Annotated in this window: 19 protein-coding genes; 14 read left to right on the plus strand and 5 right to left on the minus strand. The window is 35.1% G+C overall.

The annotated features are described in order from the left end of the window. The first annotated feature begins 109 nt into the window (after window positions 1–109). The 4 genes from IPM51_07770 to IPM51_07785 all read left to right on the plus strand — a co-directional run bounded on the left by IPM51_07770 (window position 110) and on the right by IPM51_07785 (window position 3,778). A complete protein-coding gene (locus IPM51_07770; protein ID MBK9284206.1) occupies window positions 110–937 on the plus strand; it encodes a universal stress protein in 828 nt (275 codons plus the stop codon). A gap of 16 nt (window positions 938–953) precedes the next feature. Next, the gene (locus IPM51_07775) at window positions 954–2,300 is read left to right on the plus strand and encodes a hypothetical protein (protein MBK9284207.1); all 1,347 of its coding nucleotides are present in this window, start codon (window positions 954–956) and stop codon (window positions 2,298–2,300) included. 253 nt (window positions 2,301–2,553) lie between these two features. Further along, complete coding sequence (locus tag IPM51_07780) at window positions 2,554–3,033, plus strand: GNAT family N-acetyltransferase (GenBank protein MBK9284208.1); 480 nt, start codon at window positions 2,554–2,556, stop codon at window positions 3,031–3,033. A 91-nt stretch (window positions 3,034–3,124) separates the two neighbouring features. After that, window positions 3,125–3,778, plus strand: coding sequence for a hypothetical protein (locus IPM51_07785; protein MBK9284209.1), 654 nt, complete (start codon window positions 3,125–3,127; stop codon window positions 3,776–3,778). On the opposite strand, the gene rfbH is transcribed toward IPM51_07785, so the two are convergent. The 5 genes from rfbH to IPM51_07810 are packed head-to-tail and all read right to left on the minus strand — an operon-like array spanning window position 3,775 to window position 8,687. Beyond that, window positions 3,775–5,082 carry a lipopolysaccharide biosynthesis protein RfbH gene (rfbH, locus tag IPM51_07790; GenBank protein ID MBK9284210.1) on the minus strand — a complete coding sequence of 436 codons (1,308 nt, stop codon included), beginning with the start codon at window positions 5,080–5,082 and terminating at the stop codon, window positions 3,775–3,777. The two genes, IPM51_07785 and rfbH, sit on opposite strands and share 4 nt — an antisense overlap. A 3-nt stretch (window positions 5,083–5,085) precedes the next feature. Then, window positions 5,086–6,150: a CDP-glucose 4,6-dehydratase gene (gene rfbG, locus IPM51_07795; protein MBK9284211.1), complete on the minus strand. Its 1,065-nt coding sequence runs from the start codon at window positions 6,148–6,150 to the stop codon at window positions 5,086–5,088. A gap of 5 nt (window positions 6,151–6,155) precedes the next feature. After that, entirely contained in the window at window positions 6,156–6,935 is a 780-nt protein-coding gene (rfbF, locus tag IPM51_07800) for a glucose-1-phosphate cytidylyltransferase (protein MBK9284212.1), read from the minus strand. A gap of 10 nt (window positions 6,936–6,945) precedes the next feature. Beyond that, window positions 6,946–7,890, minus strand: a complete 945-nt coding sequence (locus tag IPM51_07805) for a glycosyltransferase family 2 protein (protein MBK9284213.1) — start codon at window positions 7,888–7,890, stop codon at window positions 6,946–6,948. Between the two features lie 20 nt (window positions 7,891–7,910). Continuing rightward, window positions 7,911–8,687 carry a crotonobetainyl-CoA--carnitine CoA-transferase gene (locus IPM51_07810; GenBank protein ID MBK9284214.1) on the minus strand — a complete coding sequence of 259 codons (777 nt, stop codon included), beginning with the start codon at window positions 8,685–8,687 and terminating at the stop codon, window positions 7,911–7,913. Between the two features lie 149 nt (window positions 8,688–8,836). Here IPM51_07810 and IPM51_07815 point away from each other — a divergent pair, with 149 nt between their 5' ends. The 10 genes from IPM51_07815 to IPM51_07860 are packed head-to-tail and all read left to right on the plus strand — an operon-like array spanning window position 8,837 to window position 18,169. Beyond that, window positions 8,837–9,895 carry an NAD-dependent epimerase/dehydratase family protein gene (locus IPM51_07815; GenBank protein MBK9284215.1) on the plus strand — a complete coding sequence of 353 codons (1,059 nt, stop codon included), beginning with the start codon at window positions 8,837–8,839 and terminating at the stop codon, window positions 9,893–9,895. Window positions 9,896–9,923: 28 nt separating this feature from the next. Continuing rightward, window positions 9,924–10,703 carry a hypothetical protein gene (locus tag IPM51_07820; protein MBK9284216.1) on the plus strand — a complete coding sequence of 260 codons (780 nt, stop codon included), beginning with the start codon at window positions 9,924–9,926 and terminating at the stop codon, window positions 10,701–10,703. Window positions 10,704–10,711: 8 nt separating this feature from the next. Next, a complete protein-coding gene (locus IPM51_07825) occupies window positions 10,712–11,230 on the plus strand; it encodes a type 1 glutamine amidotransferase (GenBank protein MBK9284217.1) in 519 nt (172 codons plus the stop codon). Window position 11,231: 1 nt separating this feature from the next. Continuing rightward, window positions 11,232–11,963: a hypothetical protein gene (locus IPM51_07830; GenBank protein ID MBK9284218.1), complete on the plus strand. Its 732-nt coding sequence runs from the start codon at window positions 11,232–11,234 to the stop codon at window positions 11,961–11,963. Between the two features lie 20 nt (window positions 11,964–11,983). Then, window positions 11,984–13,801, plus strand: coding sequence for a thiamine pyrophosphate-binding protein (locus IPM51_07835; GenBank protein MBK9284219.1), 1,818 nt, complete (start codon window positions 11,984–11,986; stop codon window positions 13,799–13,801). Between the two features lies 1 nt (window position 13,802). After that, on the plus strand, window positions 13,803–14,570 hold the full coding sequence (locus tag IPM51_07840) for an aldolase (protein MBK9284220.1): 768 nt from the start codon (window positions 13,803–13,805) through the stop codon (window positions 14,568–14,570). A 35-nt stretch (window positions 14,571–14,605) separates the two neighbouring features. Further along, entirely contained in the window at window positions 14,606–15,607 is a 1,002-nt protein-coding gene (locus IPM51_07845) for an Ldh family oxidoreductase (protein ID MBK9284221.1), read from the plus strand. After that, window positions 15,604–16,242 carry an HAD family phosphatase gene (locus IPM51_07850; GenBank protein MBK9284222.1) on the plus strand — a complete coding sequence of 213 codons (639 nt, stop codon included), beginning with the start codon at window positions 15,604–15,606 and terminating at the stop codon, window positions 16,240–16,242. Before IPM51_07845 ends, IPM51_07850 begins: the two co-directional genes overlap by 4 nt. Before the next feature lie 18 nt (window positions 16,243–16,260). Next, window positions 16,261–17,199: an FkbM family methyltransferase gene (locus IPM51_07855; GenBank protein MBK9284223.1), complete on the plus strand. Its 939-nt coding sequence runs from the start codon at window positions 16,261–16,263 to the stop codon at window positions 17,197–17,199. A 10-nt stretch (window positions 17,200–17,209) separates the two neighbouring features. Beyond that, window positions 17,210–18,169, plus strand: coding sequence for a hypothetical protein (locus IPM51_07860; GenBank protein MBK9284224.1), 960 nt, complete (start codon window positions 17,210–17,212; stop codon window positions 18,167–18,169). Window positions 18,170–18,171: the final 2 nt, after the last annotated feature.

Genomic DNA, 18,171 nt, shown 5'->3' on the forward strand with positions numbered 1-18,171 from the left:
CGCAAATATACTAAATATCTCGTTTTCAACAAAAAAAAGGCTATAAACCCACTAAAATTTTGACCGATTTGTGGAAAAAGTATACCTTTGTTCAACTAAACCTCGGTATATGCAAGTTAAAGAACGCGGTATCATTCTGATTCCCATAGATTTCACCAAACAATCCTTATTAGCTGTAAAGCAATCTTATAATTTGGCCAAATACACACACTCCAAACTTGTGCTTTTGCATGTGTATGAAAAAACAGGAGAAGAGAGTTACGAAGCGCTGAATACGTTAACCAAACAAACCGAAAAAGAAAGCGGTGTGCCTACCGAGTTTATGAATGTTAAGGGTGATATTTATGAAGAAGTTGATCGGGTTGCAGAAGAAATAAAAGCTACATTAATTATAGCCGGACTTGAAAGTCATATGCGTTTCAGAAACATCATTGGTTCTAGTGCTAGCAAACTAATTAGAAAAGCTCCTTGTCCGGTTATCACCATTCGTGGAAATGAACATCGTGATGGTATTGAAAATATTCTACTTCCATTAGATTTGAGTGATGAAACGCGCGAAAAAACAGATGCGGCCATTCAATTTGCGCAGTATTTTGGAGCAAGCGTTCGTATTTTAGGTGTATTTGATCCTAAAGATGCGGCCTATGAAAACAAATTACTATCCTACTGTCATCAGGTTAAACAGTTTATAAAAGCCAAGGGAATTTCTTGTACCAATAAAACAATTCCCGCCGACCATGTTGCAGAAACCGTTGTAGAGTATGCCAATAAAATTGAGGCGGATTTGATTATGATCATGAATAAACCGCATTTGGGATTAACCGATTTATTTGGCGGAACCGATACCCAAAAAATTGTGGATATCAGTAATATTCCGGTAATGACTATACAGCCTATCAAACGTGAAAGTGTAACACACTTTGGCACCGGATTGTAAAACCCGCTAAAAAATAATGTCATTTATTCATAGCTATTACGGAAAAACGGAACAAGTTTTCTGTAAGCTGACCTTTTCCAAGTTTTTGGGCTTCTTATTTCTTCTTTCTTTCAGTTGTTTAAGCGCACAAACTAAAAAAACAATTTACGTTGTAGATTCACTGACAAGAGAATCTATAGAATATGCAGTAATTACTTCAAATGACAACCGATTAAAAGTAGTAAGTACTAAAAACGGAGAGGCAATACTGATTCCCGACAAAAACACTTCCTATTTTAAAGTGTATAAAATGGGTTATAGCAGTAAAATCATACAAGTGAATACATTTAACCAGATTGACACCTTGTTATTAAGCAAAAAATACCTTTCTCTAAATGAAGTATCTATTACGATTAAAAGATTTGATACGATAGTAAGAAATAAAAAGTTTTATGTGAATGATTATCGATTATTACCGAACGGAAATTTTATTTTATTAACTTCTAAAATTAACACCAAGGGTTTTGAAGTAGTTTTGTATAGCAAAAAAACAGGTATTTTACAGCGTAATAATTTTAGTGAAGAAAAAGAAGAAGAATTGTTTCAAGATTGTTTTAGTAATTTTCACTTAATAACCAATTCTTATTCCCGCCAGCTTTTTTTTAACACCGATACCAGTTTTGAATTTTTACCGGCTTATAATAGAAGTAAATTTGACAGCACTTTGGCTAAATGCAAATTAAAATTAAAGGATGGAATTATTGCAGAAACTGATAATAAACCTAAAGTTATTATAAGACAAAATTTTAATTCTACGGTTAATCAACCCTATCATTGTTATTATAAAGTAAGTAATAATAATGCCAGCGTTTTTTATTTGAGCCAATACAATAAAGAATTAATGGAAATGTATTTAAATCAGGAAAAAGATGCCGCTATACTTAGAGCGAATGGCAAGTCAACTGAAGCGATAGAATCTGATCATGATTTATTTTACAGAAGTGTGGCTAAAAAGATTTATAATCCTGTTTTTTCTCGAAATGATACGGTTGTAATTTTCGACTTTCAAGAGAATGAAATTGTACTTCTTAATGCTTCCGGTACAATACTTCAAAAAAATAAAATAGATGCAAATGCTTACTCGTCTTTCCGGAATTTTGAAGTCTTATATGATGAAACGCTTCATTATTTTTACATCTATTCGAAAGAATTTGATAAAAGAACAATAAATAGAATTAATATATTAACCGGAAAAGCTTCTAAAAAAATTAAAATCGAAAAAACGTTTGCGTTTAAGTTGTTTGTTAATAATAATAGTATTTATTACCTCGTAAAAGAGAAAGAGTGGGACGACACTTATTACCTGTACGAGCAAAAAATTTAAAATAAGCTGGTTTTGGCAAAGACTATAATGTGTGTTTACTCAATCTATTCCATCAAACACCTTAAACCGGGCTTATTAATTTTAATCGTTTAATTGAGCTAATAATTTGATGAATCTTTGATTTTTTAAGATGTTTAAAATCTAAAAAATCTTTAGATGCAAAACGTTTCCCTCGTTAAAATCTAAGTTTAAATAAGTATTAGTTTTTTAATTATAAAAGGATTATATATTCGTGTAACACTTTTTAATTATTATGTTAATCAGAAGAATTGAGAAAAAAGATAATTTAATTCTTTCTGATTTAATCAAATCCGTTTTCAGAGAATTCAATATTGCCATGCCGGGCACCGTTTATTACGACCCTAGCACCGATTTATTATTTGAGCATTTTCAAAACAAAAAGGCAATACTATTAATTGCAGAAGAACATCATGAGATAGTTGGTGCATGTGGCATTTACCCTACTGATGGACTTGAAGCAGATTGCGCCGAGTTAGTTAAATTTTACCTATCACCGCAAGGAAGAAATAAAGGAATAGGAAAACGGCTTTTGCAAGCATGTTTAAAATGGTCGAAAGAAAACGGCTATAATAAAATTTATTTGGAGTGTTTTCCTGAATTAGAAACGGCCATTGAAATTTACAAAAAATACGGTTGGAAAAGCCTGGATAAACCGCTGGGTAATTCCGGACATCATGCCTGTTCAGTATGGATGATAAAGGAGCTTGATTAAAAAGGTTTTCTACTTTTACCTGTTCATATCATTTAAACTATTTTCTCTTTTCCGTAAACAATTGAGTTACCTTAAATCAAAATTAGCGGTTATGAAGAAATGTATTTTTTTTACCCTGTGTATATTAATTTTGTTTAGTACACATTCAACACAAGCGCAAAAGGATAATAAACAAAAATCTGCCTCTTCCGGTGGTTCTTGTTTTGCCGGTAATAATAGTGTTATTAATTTAGGAGTCGGTTTTTTTAGTTCGGTTACCTACCGCTACGGGAAAAATGGTTCTTATAAATACACACAAACACCGGCCTTAAGCTTAAGCTATGAATATGGCTTGCCTGAAAAAATTGGTCCTGGCCATGTTGGCGTTGGCGCATATTTTGGATACAGAGCTGCCACTTATCGTTTTGATGATTTTTATTATTTGAATAACAGATACTATTACGAACATAAATGGACGTATTCTTATTGGGCTATACGCGGAGTTTATCATTTAGATGATTTAATGAATGACAAGGCTGAATTATACTTTGGAACAACCCTTGGAATTCGTTACACCAAGTATAAATTTAATCCGAATAGTAACGATCCTTTTTTATATAATTATGAATTAAGAGAAAGTGCAGTTAGACCAAACATTTCGCTTTTTGCAGGAGGCAGGTACTATTTTACTGAAAATATCGGCGCATTTTTAGAAATAGGATATGGTATTACCTGGTTAACCGGAGGCTTAGCCTTAAAGTTTTAAACTAATATCTCATCAAAGCTTGTACAGATATACTGAATCATTTCTTCACTTAACATGGGAGTAACTCCAATCCAGAATGTGTCCGTAACAATTACCTCCGTATTTTTAAGATCACCTACCACTCTGTAATTATAATTTTTAAAATAAGGCTGTTTTCTTAAATCTCCGGCAAACAACAATCGTGTGCCGATTTTCTTTTCGGTTAATTTCTCTACCAATTCATTTCTGGTAATACCCGCATCCTTTTTAACTGTTATAAGAAACCCGAACCAGGAAGGATCAGCATTTTTAGTAGCTTCCGGTAATATAATTTTAGAAGAATGCTTACTTAATCCCTTTTTTAATAAATCAAAATTTCGTTTGCGAATACTCACAAATTCATCCAACTTATCCAATTGTGCCAAGCCTAATGCAGCTTGCATATCTGTAATCTTCAAATTAAAACCCTGGCGTGAATAGATGTATTTATGATCGTAACCCATTGGTAAATCTCCTAACTGCTGGCAAAAACGTAAGCCGCAGGTGTTATCTTTTCCCGGCTCACACCAACAATCTCTTCCCCAATCCCTAAAAGATTCCATTATTTTTTTGAACTTGGCATTTGAAGTGAAAACGGCCCCGCCCTCTCCCATAGTTATATGATGAGCCGGATAAAAACTGAGTGTTGCTATATCCCCAAAAGTCCCAACATGTTTGCCATTGTATTTTGCACCTAATGCATCACAACAGTCCTCCATCAGCCATAAATTATGCTTCTTGCAAAACTCAGTTATTACATCCAGATTAAAAACATTACCCATGGTGTGTGCAATCACAACTGCCTTGGTTTTTGGACTTAAAGCTTTTTCCAAATGCGTAATATCCATTTCATATTCCGGAATAGTAACATCTAAAAAAACCGGTATTGCACCATATTGTAAAATAGGATTTACCGTGGTTGGAAAAGATGCAGCAACGGTTATTACTTCATCACCCGGCTTTATAGCCTCATCGCCTAACTCTTTAGCTGTTAAAGTAGAAAACGCCACTAAATTAGCAGATGAACCACTGTTAACCGTTATACACGATTTTACGTTTATGTACTTAGCTAATCTTTTTTCGAATTCAGTATTGAATCTACCTGTAGTAAACCAAGCATCCAAAGCGGAATCCGTAATGTATTGCAATTCCTTATGATCAAAAACTTTACCACTAACCGGCACATTGGATTCACCCGGAACAAATTTTTTCGCTTTAAAAGCTTCATCGTGGTATTCTTTTACCAGATCGTGAATTTTGGATTTAATATCTTCTAATTTTGACATAGTTCAAGAATTGCAATATTTTGAAATTTGTTCTACTCTTGCTTTATAAATGTTATTTCCTCCCTGCATATCGGTTAAATAACCAGTTGTGGTCATTTGAATGGTTTGTTCAAAATTCAATTTTGGTTTCCAGCCTAAAACATTCACCGCTTTGGTAATATCTAACTTTAATAATCCGGCTTCATGTAATTTTTCGGTTTGCAGAGGTGATTTAATTTCAATACCCGGTATATTTTTCTTCACCTGATCAACAACATCGCCAACCGTGTAATTTTCATAGGCGGCCGGACCAAAATTCCATCCACCTGAATATTTTTTGCCCCCATTAAATAATTTTTCACCTAAAAGCAAATAACCCGAAAGCGGCTCCAGTACATGCTGCCATGGGCGCACCGAATTAGGATTTCTGATTTCGGTTGCTGTTTTATTTTTACAAGCTCGCATGATATCGGGTAAAATTCTATTTTCGGCCCAGTCTCCCCCACCTATTACGTTACCCGCTCTGCCGCTGGCAATATGACAAGTTCCTTCTTTGCTAAAAAAAGATTTTAAATACGAATGTGTAATTAATTCAGAGCAACCTTTACTGGCGCTATATGGATCATCTCCTCCCATAGGATCATTTTCCCGATAACCCCAAACCCATTCGTTATTCTGATAACTCTTATCGGTTGTTACATTAACAGCTACTTTCACCGAGGGGCAGTTACGAACGGCTTCAAAAAAGTTTACGGTACCCATCAAATTAGTTTCGAAATTATAATGTGGATTTGTATAGCTATCGATTACTAAAGGCTGAGCTGCCAGATGAAAAGCAAAATCGGGTTTTACCGTATTGAAAAAATCGGCGAGTTTGTTTTTATCTCTCACATCAGCATCAATGTGTTTTATTTTATTCTTTAAACCGGTTGTTACAAAATTATCTGCTTCACTTAAAGGAGGCAAGGAATAACCGTACACTTCAGCTCCCAATTCCAATAGCCAAATACACATCCATGAACCTTTAAATCCACTATCGCCGGTTAAAAGAACTTTTTTACCCTTATAAACATTATTGAATAAATCGATACTCATCATTTCCAAATTTGCCAATCCGCTTTTCCGCTTTGCCACAATTCTTCCAATTCAATTTTATCACGTAATGCATCCATGCATTTCCAAAATCCATTGTGTTTGAAAGCTGTTAATTGTTTATCATTTGCAATTTCCACCAATGGTTTTTTCTCCCATTGAATATCATCCATATTCCCTTCCAGGTATTTAAAAATTCCGGGTTCCATCACAAAAAAACCTCCATTAATCCACATACCATCTCCAATGGGTTTTTCCTGAAATGAACTCACATTTCCTGTTGCATCCATGTTTAAATTACCAAATCTTCCCGGAAGTTGAATTGAGGTAAGTGTGGCCAATTTGCCTGATTTTTTATGAAATTCAACCAAAGCCTTGATATCTACATTAGACACCCCATCTCCATAGGTTAACATAAAAGGTTCGTTGTTTAAATAAGATTGAATTCGTTTAATTCGTCCTGCTGTATTTGTATTCACTCCGGTATCCACTAAAGTTACTTTCCAGTTTTCAGAACCCGAATTATGAACAGTCATTTTATTATTTGCCAAATCAAAAGTTACATCGGTTTGATGTAAAAAATAATTCGCAAAATATTCTTTAATCACATAGGCTTTGTATCCGCAACAAATAACAAATTCATTGTAACCGTAATGACTGTATAACTTCATGATGTGCCATAAGATGGGCTTACCCCCAATTTCTATCATGGGTTTAGGACGTAAATCAGTTTCTTCTGACAAACGTGTGCCTAATCCTCCTGCTAATATTACTACTTTCATATAAATATCATTAATCAAAATTAATTCTTTCTCTTTCTATCACCAATGGTCTTTTGCGTATATGAGTATGTATTGCTCCAATGTATTCACCAATTACGCCAATAAAAAACAGCTGAACAGATGAGAAGAAAAATACGCCAATTACAATAGGTGCCATGCCCACTTCAAAATCATACCAGTAAACTAATTTGTAAATAAAATAACCTAAGGCAACTAAAAAACTTAGAATAGAGGAGAAAAAACCGATAAATGCCGATAAACGCAAGGGCATTTTGGAATGACTGGTAAATCCTAACATAGCGAGATCATATAATCTGAAAAAGTTAGCATTTGATTTCCCTACGGTTCTTTTTGGCTGCTCATACGGAATTTCATATCTCCTGAAACCAAACTCAGAAACCAATCCTCTGAAATAAGGATATGGGTCTTCTAATTCACGAATCACGCTAATAAATTTCTGATCATACAAACCAAACCCGGTAAAATTCTGAATAGTTGGTGTACCATCAGACACTTTAGAGAGTAAGCGATAAAACATTTTTCTTAATCCGAAGATAATGAAGTTCTCCTTGCTTTGTTTTTTAATACCAATTACCAACCTAAATCCTTCTTCCCATTTGGCTAAAAATTGTGGTATCAAACTTGGAGGATCCTGGAAATCTGAACTCATAAAAATCACAGCATCGCCTTTACATTGCACTAAACCATGAAAATGCGATTTAATCCAACCAAAGTTAGCCTCATTCAATATAACTTTTACGTGCTTATATTTTGCAGCCTGCTCTCGTAAAACTTCCTGCGTATTATCTGTGCTGTTATTATCGATAATAACATGCTCAAAAGTGTATTGCGGTAATTGTTTAAAAACATCATTTAGTGTTTCAACCATACGACCCATGTTGCCCTCTTCATTATAACATGGAGTTAATACGGAAATGTGTTTTTTAGTACTCATCTATTCTACCTACCAATTAATTATTCAAATATTATAAAAGATGTGGACGGACTGTTAGGGTCTCGTTGTATTCGATAATTTCTGGTACCCAACACTTCTCTAAAAGCAATTGTTTCACCCGGAAAGTCATGAAAATTCAACTCATCAAAACCAATCACCGCACCTTTGGTGAGATAAGGCAAAATGGCTTGTAAGCATTCTTTGGTAGGTTCATAAATATCAAAATCAAAATACGCGAATGCGATAATAGTTTCAGGATTATCTTTTAAATATTTTTTTATTGTTTTAGTAGCATCTCCTTTAACAAGTTCGAACTTTTTCATGTGCGGAATTGGAGATTCTCCTTGATGAAAATCCAAAATCCCTTCTAAATAATCTTCGTAATTTTTTGAAGTAGAGTAAGCGCCTTTTTTAATTATACTATGCTTTCCGTCTTTTTCATCAACACTTGGAAAACCTTCCCAGGTGTCAAATCCTATAATTTTTCTATTGTAGTTATAAGGCTCATACATTCCTCTGAACGTGTGCAATAAAGCCAAGTTTTGACCCCAATGCACCCCAAACTCCATAACAACACCATGCAAATTAATAATTCGCTTATACAAATCATGCATGAAAAGCATACGAGAAAAATTCTGCCTTCTCAAAAACAATCCCAGGTTGTTTAAAATCTGTTCTTTAGGTATTGGCGTATTTTGCAAATCTTCCACCAATTTCATGCGGGCTTCGTGCTCCTTACTAGTTGAACCACTAATGATGGTTGAATTACCCGATTTTATTAAACTATTTTTACTCATAAACTATTCAGTTACTTGTTTTTAATCTTCCACAATATCATTTTGTGAATAGCCCTAAAATTAAGTTAAATTACTTGAATTTTAAAAAATATATTTGGCTTAATTTAGTGGCTTATCGCTATCTTTACTCCTTACGAAAAAAATTGATTTTGAACGCTATAATTGCAAAGGATATTCAATCTATTATTCAGGATTTTAAACATTGGAAGCGGTTTGCGAATAAAACCGTACTCATATCAGGTGCCAATGGATTTTTACCTGCATACCTGGTTGAAGCGCTTATGGCCTTAGACAAAAATTATAACACCAAAGTGATTGCCTTGGTGAGAAATCGAGCCAAAGCGGAGCAACGTTTTTCTCATTTATTAAATAACTCACAATTTCAATTGCTGATTCAGGATGTGAGTAAACCTTTTCAGATTTCTGAACCTATTGATTTTATCGTTCATGCGGCCTCTCAAGCCAGCCCCAAATATTACGGCACCGATCCCGTGGGTACTTTAAGTGCAAATTTACAAGGCACATTAAATTTGATTGAATTAGCCAAGGAGAAAAAATGCGAATCTTTTTTATTTTTTAGTTCAGGCGAAGTTTACGGTGAAGTGAAAAATGAAGATATTCCAATCCAAGAAGATACTTTTGGTTATTTAAATCCGGTCAAAGTGCGTTCTTGCTACGGTGAAAGTAAACGTATGGGTGAAAATATTTGTGTGAGCTACCATGCTCAATACGGAGTGCCCGCTAAAATAGTTCGGCCCTTTCATACCTATGGGCCTGGCATGATGTTGGATGACGGACGCGTTTTTGCAGATTTTGTGGCTCATGTGGTTCGTAAAGAAAATATTGTTTTACACAGTGACGGAAGCGCTATACGTCCGTTTTGTTATTTAAGCGATGCCACTCTGGCTTTTTTATTGATTTTAACGGAAGGTGTTAACGGAGAAGCTTATAATATGGGCAATCCAAATGAAGAACACAGCGTTTTAAACCTAGCTAATATCATTACAGGAATTTATCCTGAATTGGGATTAAAAGTTGAGTTAAAAATTAAAGCCGCTGATAATTCCTATTTGAAAAGTCCTATTGTGAGAAACTCTCCCAATATCGACAAAATTCAAAAATTAGGCTGGACACCAAAAGTTGGCGTAAAAGAAGGCTTTAAAAGAACTATTGATAGTTTTTTGGTGACAGAAAAAACAAAAACATAAATAAAATTTAATTGTTATTTTTAGACATATGAAATGTTTGATTTTATGCGGCGGAAGAGGTGTAGTAGACCCTATTACACGCAACCGTATTCCCAAGTCGTTAATGAAAGTGGGCAACCGCCCTTTAGTATGGCACGTGATGAAGTTGTATAGCAGCTATGGCATTAATGATTTTGTGCTGGCCTTAGGCCAAGGCGGAGAAGAAATAAAATCATATTTCATGAACAGCTTTGAATTATTGCACGATATTGAAGTTAATATAGCCGATAACAACGTGAGTTCTTTAAATAAAATTCCGGAAGAGAATTGGACCGTAAAACTAATTGATACCGGAACTTCAGCTTCTACCGGTGCCCGAATTGCAAGATGCGAGCGATATTTAAAACACGAAACTTTTTTTGTAACTTATTCTGATGTACTTGCTGACGTGAATTTAAATCAGTTGTTAGAAACCCATAATAAAAGTAAAAAACTATTTACCGTTACAGGCGTAAATCCACCCTCCCGATTCGGTACTTTTAAAATGCATGCAAATGAATTGAATTACGATGCACAGGCAAAACTGGAAATGAATATGTCGCGTATCAATGGCGGTTTTATGGTGGCCGGTGAAGGAATTTTCGAAAAGCTATCACCTATTAGCGAATGTAATTTAGAAACAGAGGTATTTAATGCGCTTATTACAGAAAAACAAATTGGCTTGTATCAACATGATGGATTTTGGCAGAATGTAGATACTGAGCGTGACATAGAATATTTACAAAGTTTATACGATATGAACAAACGTCCCTGGTTGGGAATTAATTAAAACAAATTATGAAAAAAGCAGTTATTGTAGTTGGACCCGCGGTTGAAGACACCGAATTTGCCTATCCTTTTTATCGCTTACAGGAGGAAGGTTTTGTGGTGGATACCGCATCCAACGGAGGAATTGATATCATTGCCAAACACGGCTTACCCATTAAGGTAAACAACGATATAAAAAAAATTAAAGCTAGTGATTACGATTTACTAGTGGTGCCCGGAGGATTAGAATCGCCCGATCGTTTAAGACAAATACCCGAAATGTTAAGTTTTATTCAAGAAATGAATAAAGCAGGTAAAGTGATTTCATCGGTATGCCACGGACCGTGGGTTTTAATTTCAGCCGGAATTGTGAAAGGAAAAAACATGACCTGTTATGCCGGTTGCAAAGATGATTTAATTAATGCCGGAGCAAATTACAAAGATGTATCTGTAGTATCTGATGGAAATATTGTAACGGCCCCTCATTTCAGAGACAATGCTGCCTGGATGAAAGAAACTGTTAAAGTATACAACTCGCTTAACCCATAAAATGATTTACAAAGTATATCCTTCACTCAATGATTTTGAAAATCTTTCGCGATTGAAAGTTGAGTCCTCTGATTTTGCCAATAATTTCGATTACCGAAACATAGTGGTGAACAAACCTTGGGGTTATGAATATTTGTGGTTTCAAAATGAAAAAGTAGCCATTTGGTTTTTAAGGGTTACCAAAGGTCAGGCCACTTCATTGCACTGTCATGCTAAAAAAAGAACTTCATTGATTGTTTTAGACGGAGAAGTACAGTGCACCACTATTGACGATAAGTATAAATTAAAAACATTAGAGGCCGTGGTACTTGAACCTTGCGTTTTTCATTCATCTATGGCTATAGCAGAAGAAGGCGCCTTTATTATGGAAATTGAAACTCCTCCCATGAAAGGAGATTTAGTTCGTATGCATGATGCATATGGACGTCAAAATTCCGGTTATGAAAAAACGAATGAATATTCAAAAGATTTCAGTAAGTATGAATTTCATCCTTTTGAAGAAAAAGATTATAAAGGATGGGATTTTAGAAACGTAAAGATACAGCTAACCAACACAAAACCGGTAGCTACAGAAAATACTTTGTTAATAGTTCCTATTACAGGAACCATAAAAACAAAAAATAGAAAAATTATAGATACCGGAGAGGCCTTGCCTTTTAATCAAAAAGTATTTGAAGGAGATGAAATCACCAACAACGAATTTCAATTTCTTGTTTTTACAAAAAATAAATAAATTATTAATCCTTCTTTCTAATGAAAGTATCCGACTATATTGCCCAGTTATTTGTTGATCACAACATAAAACATGTTTTTTCAATTTCAGGTGCAGGAAATGTTCACTTGCTTAAATCTATTGCAGAACATAAAGATTTAGTTCCTGTTCATCCTCATCAGGAACAAGGTGGTGCGTTGGCCTGTTTGGCTTACAAGCGTATTTGCAATCGCTTAGGTGTAATGATTACAACTTCAGGCGGCGCAGCAACCAATGCCATTACCGGCGCTTTAGATGCCTGGGCAGATTCTATACCACTCTTAATTATTACCGGTCAAGAAAAATCCCAATTCGTGAATGAGCATCAAAAGCTTAGAATGTGGGGCGTACAAGGATTCGATATTGTGAAAACTGTAGAAAACATCACAAAATATGCCGTGTATGTTTCCGACCCAAATAAAATAAGATATGAATTTGAAAAAGCCATTTACTTGGCTGAAAACGGCAGGCCGGGTCCGGTTTGGATAGACATTCCTACAGATCTACAAGCCGCAACAATCGATCCTGCCAAACAGGTTGGATTTGTTCCTGAAAAGAAAAGTATAACACCAAGTTCACTTGAAAAAATAAAAAATATACAAGTACTTTTAAAATCTGCTAAACGACCACTTTTTATATTTGGTAACGGTGTACGGCTTTCCGGGGGCGTTGATTTGCTGCAAAAAACAGTTGATAAATTTCATTGTCCGTTTTTATTAGCCTGGAATGGTATTGATCTAATTTCTTCCCTGCATCCACTTAATTTTGGGCGAGCAGGAACTTACGGACAACGTGCAGCCAATTTTATTGTTCAAAATGCAGATTTAATTATAACCGTTGGAACGCGAATGGCTATTCCGCAAGTTGGCTACGACTTGAAAGAATTTGCCCGTGAAGCTAAAAAAATAATTGTGGATATTGACCCTACGGAATTAGATAAATTCTCGAAGGATAATTCTTTTACCGGTATTGAAGCCGATGCTAAAGAATTTCTTCAGCTTATTTTAGCAGATACCACGGCACCTTCTTCTGAGCAAATAAAAGAATGGGTGAACTATTGCAATCAACTCCGAAAAAAATATCCCTTTGTTGAACCACAGGGAATGCACAAAGAGCAGGACGGGAAATTAAATTCATATTCTTTTGTAGAAGAATTGAACAAACATTTTAGTGAAGACGAAATTATTGTAACCGACATGGGCACTGCACTTACTTGCACACACCAAAGTATTGTATTACAAGGAAAACAACGCGTTGTAACTTCAACCGGACTAGGTGAAATGGGTTTCGGATTACCGGGTGCAATGGGTGCTTCATTAGCAGCAGATAAAAAAAGAGTTATTCTCCTAAACGGTGATGGATCTATGATGATGAATTTACAGGAAATGCAAACCATTGTTCATCATAAATTACCCATAAAACTTTTTGTTTACATAAATGATGGTTATTTAACTATTAAGCACACGCAAAATAATTTATTCGGGAAAAACTTTGCCGGTTCGGGCGAATCTTCCGGTGTTACCTGTCCGGATTTTGCAAAAATCGGTGAGGCATTCGGATTTAAAACTTTTAAAATAAATTCTTTACAAGAAGCCAAAACAACAATACCGAAAGTATTAAACGAAGAAGGACCGGTGTTATGCGAAGTATTTATACATGCCATGCAATTACTGGCGCCCAAAACTTCATTCAATATTAACCCCGATGGCACTTTAGTTTCGCCTCCTTTAGAAGATCTTTCTCCATTTTTACCAAGAGAAGAATTTAAAAAAGACATGCTTATTGAACCACATCCTAAATCATTGCAAATAAAAAATTAACATGGATAAAAATCAATGGATAAATTCCAAAAAAGCTTTACTTGGACCATTTGTTAGAATTACCAAACCGGAAATAGTAGAAATGTTAGCCATGGCCGGATTTGACTTTGGCGTAGTAGATTTGGAACATGGAGGAGCGGCTAATATGCATGAAATGTATCCGTTAATTTTAGCTGCTGAAAACAAAGGCATAAAACTATTAGCGCGTACGCCGGGGTTAAATGAAATGTATATCAAGTGGCTTTTAGATTTAGGCATAGGAGGATTACAAATTCCGCACATTAAAACTAAACAAGATGCAGAAAAAGCCATTGAATACTCAAAATTTAAACCCGTTGGCGAAAGAGGATTATGCAGATTTGTGAGAGCAGCCGAGTTTTCTAATATTCCAAAAGAAGAATATATCAAAAATGCCAATGATAAGTCGATAATCATTTTACAAATTGAGGGAACAGAAGGCGCAAAAAATATTGAAGAAATTGCCTCTGTAGAAGGAGTAGATATCATTTTTGTGGGTCCGTATGATTTAAGTCAATCCATGGGATTAACCGGACAGATATGGCATCCGGATGTAGCCAAAGAAATTACACGCATTATCGAAATATGTAAAGGTAAAGGCGTTGCTACCGGAATTTTTACCGACACTCCGGAAGGGGTTAAACATTGGAGTGATTTAGGCGTAAAATACATTAACTACCGAATTGATACGGAAATGTTTTTTGATTTTGCTAAAAAAAGTAAAGCTGAAGTAAATAAATTTCTAATTTAATCACCATGCAGGAAATTTTCATAAATCACCTCAAAATGAAAAATTGGGCAGCCCGATTATTTGTGCAATCCGGACTTAGCGAAAAACACGCAAATACTATTGCTGCCGCATTAACCGAAACCTCTTTGTTTGGAATTGATTCGCATGGGGTAGCACGCATTACTCACTATTTGGGTAGATTAGAAAACGGTACAATAGAAAAAAATCCAAAGTTATTATACACAAAAACGGCGGCAGCCACCGGACAGTTAGATGGGGGAGACGGACATGGAATTGTTATCATGACCGAGGCCACGGATAAGGCTATACAACTTGCTCAAGAAAACGGAACCGGTGTGGTAGGCGTACACAATTCATCACATTGCGGTGCCATAGGATTATACACCCGTCAAATAGCACGCGCAGGAATGGTTGGCTTTGCCTTTACACATGCTGATGCACTAGTTGTGCCACATGGAGGAAATAAACCTTTTTTCGGAACTAACCCTATTTCTATTTCTTTTCCAACAGAAAACAATGAAGAACCTGTTTGCATCGATATGGCCACAAGTATAGTTCCCTGGAATTACATGATGAATGCCAAACGTGAAAAATCAAAAGTACCCTTTGGTTTAGGAGTAGATAAAAACGGAAAAGATTCGGATGATTCAGCCAATATTGTTGCTGTTAAACCCATGGCCGAACATAAAGGATATGCACTAGCTTTTTTGATTGATTTATTATGCGGTCCATTAAACGGAATGAATTTTGGACCAAACATGACTTCCATGTATCAGGATTTAGATAAAAAAAGAAAATTAGGCTCATTAGTGTTTGCCATTGACCCTGCCCGATTTGGCGGAAGAGATAACTTCAGAGCAGCGGCCACAGCCATGATTAATCAAGTGAAGACACACGGAGAAGAAGTTTTATTTCCGGGACAACCCGAATATTTGAATAAGGCAGTGCGCATGAAAAGTGGAATTCCGATTACTCAGAGCATATTAGATGATTTTAACGCCTGGGCTAAAAAACTTAATGTAGACCCCATAGCATGATAGAAGCAGTAATTTTTGATTTTGACGGTGTAATTGGAGATACCATGAAAGACAATTGCTTGGCTTGGCAAAATGCATTTGCTCATTACGGTTTTGAAATGAATGAAACCGAATACTACAGATTGGAAGGAATGGGACGGTATCAAATTGCCGAGCATTTTATTACAAATTATAATCTAAATCCTGAAATAAAAAAAGAGGTAGCAGCATTAAAGGAAGAAAACTACAAAAAAAACAATCGGTTTAAAATTTACGACCATGTATTCGAAATATTTGAATATTTAAAGTCCAAAAATATTTTAACAGCCATAGTAACCGGCGCATCCAGAGAAAGAATTAGCGAACATTTAGATAAAAAAATCGCTTCACAAATAAATGCATTAATTACTGCAGATGACGTTACAAATACTAAACCAAACCCTGAACCTTATTTAAAAGCTATACAAAAATTAAATAAACCGGCTGATAAATGCTTGGTTATTGAAAACGCAATACTTGGCTTAGAATCTGCAATAAAAGCAGGCTGCAAGGCCTATGCGCTTGAAACCACTTTAAGCAAAGAAGATCTTAATCAGGCTGAACAAGTTTTTGCCAATCATAAAGAATTATTAACTAAGTTTGAAAGTCAATTTTAAAATTTTTCTATTTTTTATATGAACATTAAAGACATAAAAAAACAATTTGCAGATAACAAAATCACCAAACAGGAATTTGTTTTGAAAATGCATGAATTTCACAAAGTACTTTTTGATTTTTCTACTAACCTAATGGGTACTGAAATAGCTAAAATAGAAATTGAAGATGAGCATGTTATTTTTACCTCAAGAAAAACAGATTTTCACCCGGGAGGCGTAAAATTTTATGTAGATGTAATTGACCCAAGGGTAACTCCAGTTGATACCTTTAATTTTGGTGTTTATGAAAAAGAAGACTCTGAAATGTTGTATCAATTAGTTAACAACGGAGATACCATTTTTGATGTGGGTGCAAACATTGGTTGGTATTCTAATCACCTGGCTAAAAAATTACCGACGTCAAAAATTTATGCTTTTGAACCTATTCCGGAAACGCACGCCCGAGTGAAAAACAACATTGCGCTTAATCAGTCAAATAACGTAACGCTCAATAATTTTGCGTTTTCTGATAAAATTCAAACGCTTACATTTTATTACAGTCCAACTATTACCGGCGCTTCATCATCGGCCAATATAACCGAAAATGAAAACATGCAAAAATTGGAATGCAAAGCCAATACAATTGATAATTTTGTGCAAGAAAATAAAATTGACAAAATTGATTTTATAAAATGTGATGTAGAAGGTGCGGAATTTATGGTATATCAGGGAGGAGCAGATTCTATACAAAAATTTAAACCGATTGTATTTACAGAAATGCTTCGCAAATGGGCAGCAAAATTTGGATACCACCCCAATGATATTATTGATTTTTTCGGGAAGTTCGGTTATCAGTGTTTTGTTTCTCATAACGGAAAACTTAAAAGTTTTGGGCGCGTAGATGAAAACACGTTGGAAACCAATTATTTCTTTTTACATCCGGAAAAACATAGCTCTACCATAAAAAAATTATCTTAAAATTATCAGTATGAAAAATATTCCAAAGAAAAATAAATTAATTAAGTTGATTGCCTGTGTATTTAGTTTATTGGTTTTATTTTCATGCAAAGATAAAACACCGAAAACCAATCCGAATGTTGGTAGCAATCCCAATCCATTAACATTGGCTGATTTTTATGCCACCTATGCTGAAAAAGCGCAATCCTTTACCGTTAGCACTGCCAGTGCAACCAGTATTGTGGGCACCAAAGGAACAACAATAAACATTCCTGCACTTGCTTTTAAAACCAGTGGCGGAACTCAAATTTTAGGGCAAGTCATTATTAAATTAACCGAACTTTACACTAAAAAAGATTTAGTGCTTAATAAAAAACAAACCACCACGGTTGATGATATTTTACAAACCAAAGGCATGGTGAATATTAAAGTAAATCAAGGGGAAGAGCCTTTATACTTAGATGTGGCAAAAACAGTAACTATTAATTATCCGGCAACAGTTACTCCCGGTAATGATATGTTTGCCATGTATGGAAACACGGATTTGATTAGTGGTAAATTCACTTGGCTACCCGACACCACCGGCACTACACGTTATGCGGGTCCGGTTATTAATCCCGTAATGAGTTATAGTTTGGTTAGTGATTCACTAAATTGGGTACAAATAGGGAAATTTAATTATGGTGCCGGGTTAAAAACCAGTTTTACAATAACGGTTCATGGTAATTACAATTGGACAAATACAGATGTGTTTATTTATTTTCCCAGCAACCGAAGTATTGCGTATTTAGACAAACCGGAACAGCAAAGTTATACTGCAACCTATAAAATTGCCAGCGGAACAGTTTGTAATATCATTGCCATTTCAAGAATCAATAGCAATTTTTACATGGTAAACAAACAAGTAACTATAACACCAAGCTTTGTAATGGATTTGGATTTAACTCAAAATACAGAATCCGGAGTAATTACCATGCTTGATAATTTGTAAGG

Source organism: Sphingobacteriaceae bacterium, assembly GCA_016715905.1.
GTDB lineage: Bacteria > Bacteroidota > Bacteroidia > B-17B0 > Aurantibacillaceae > Aurantibacillus.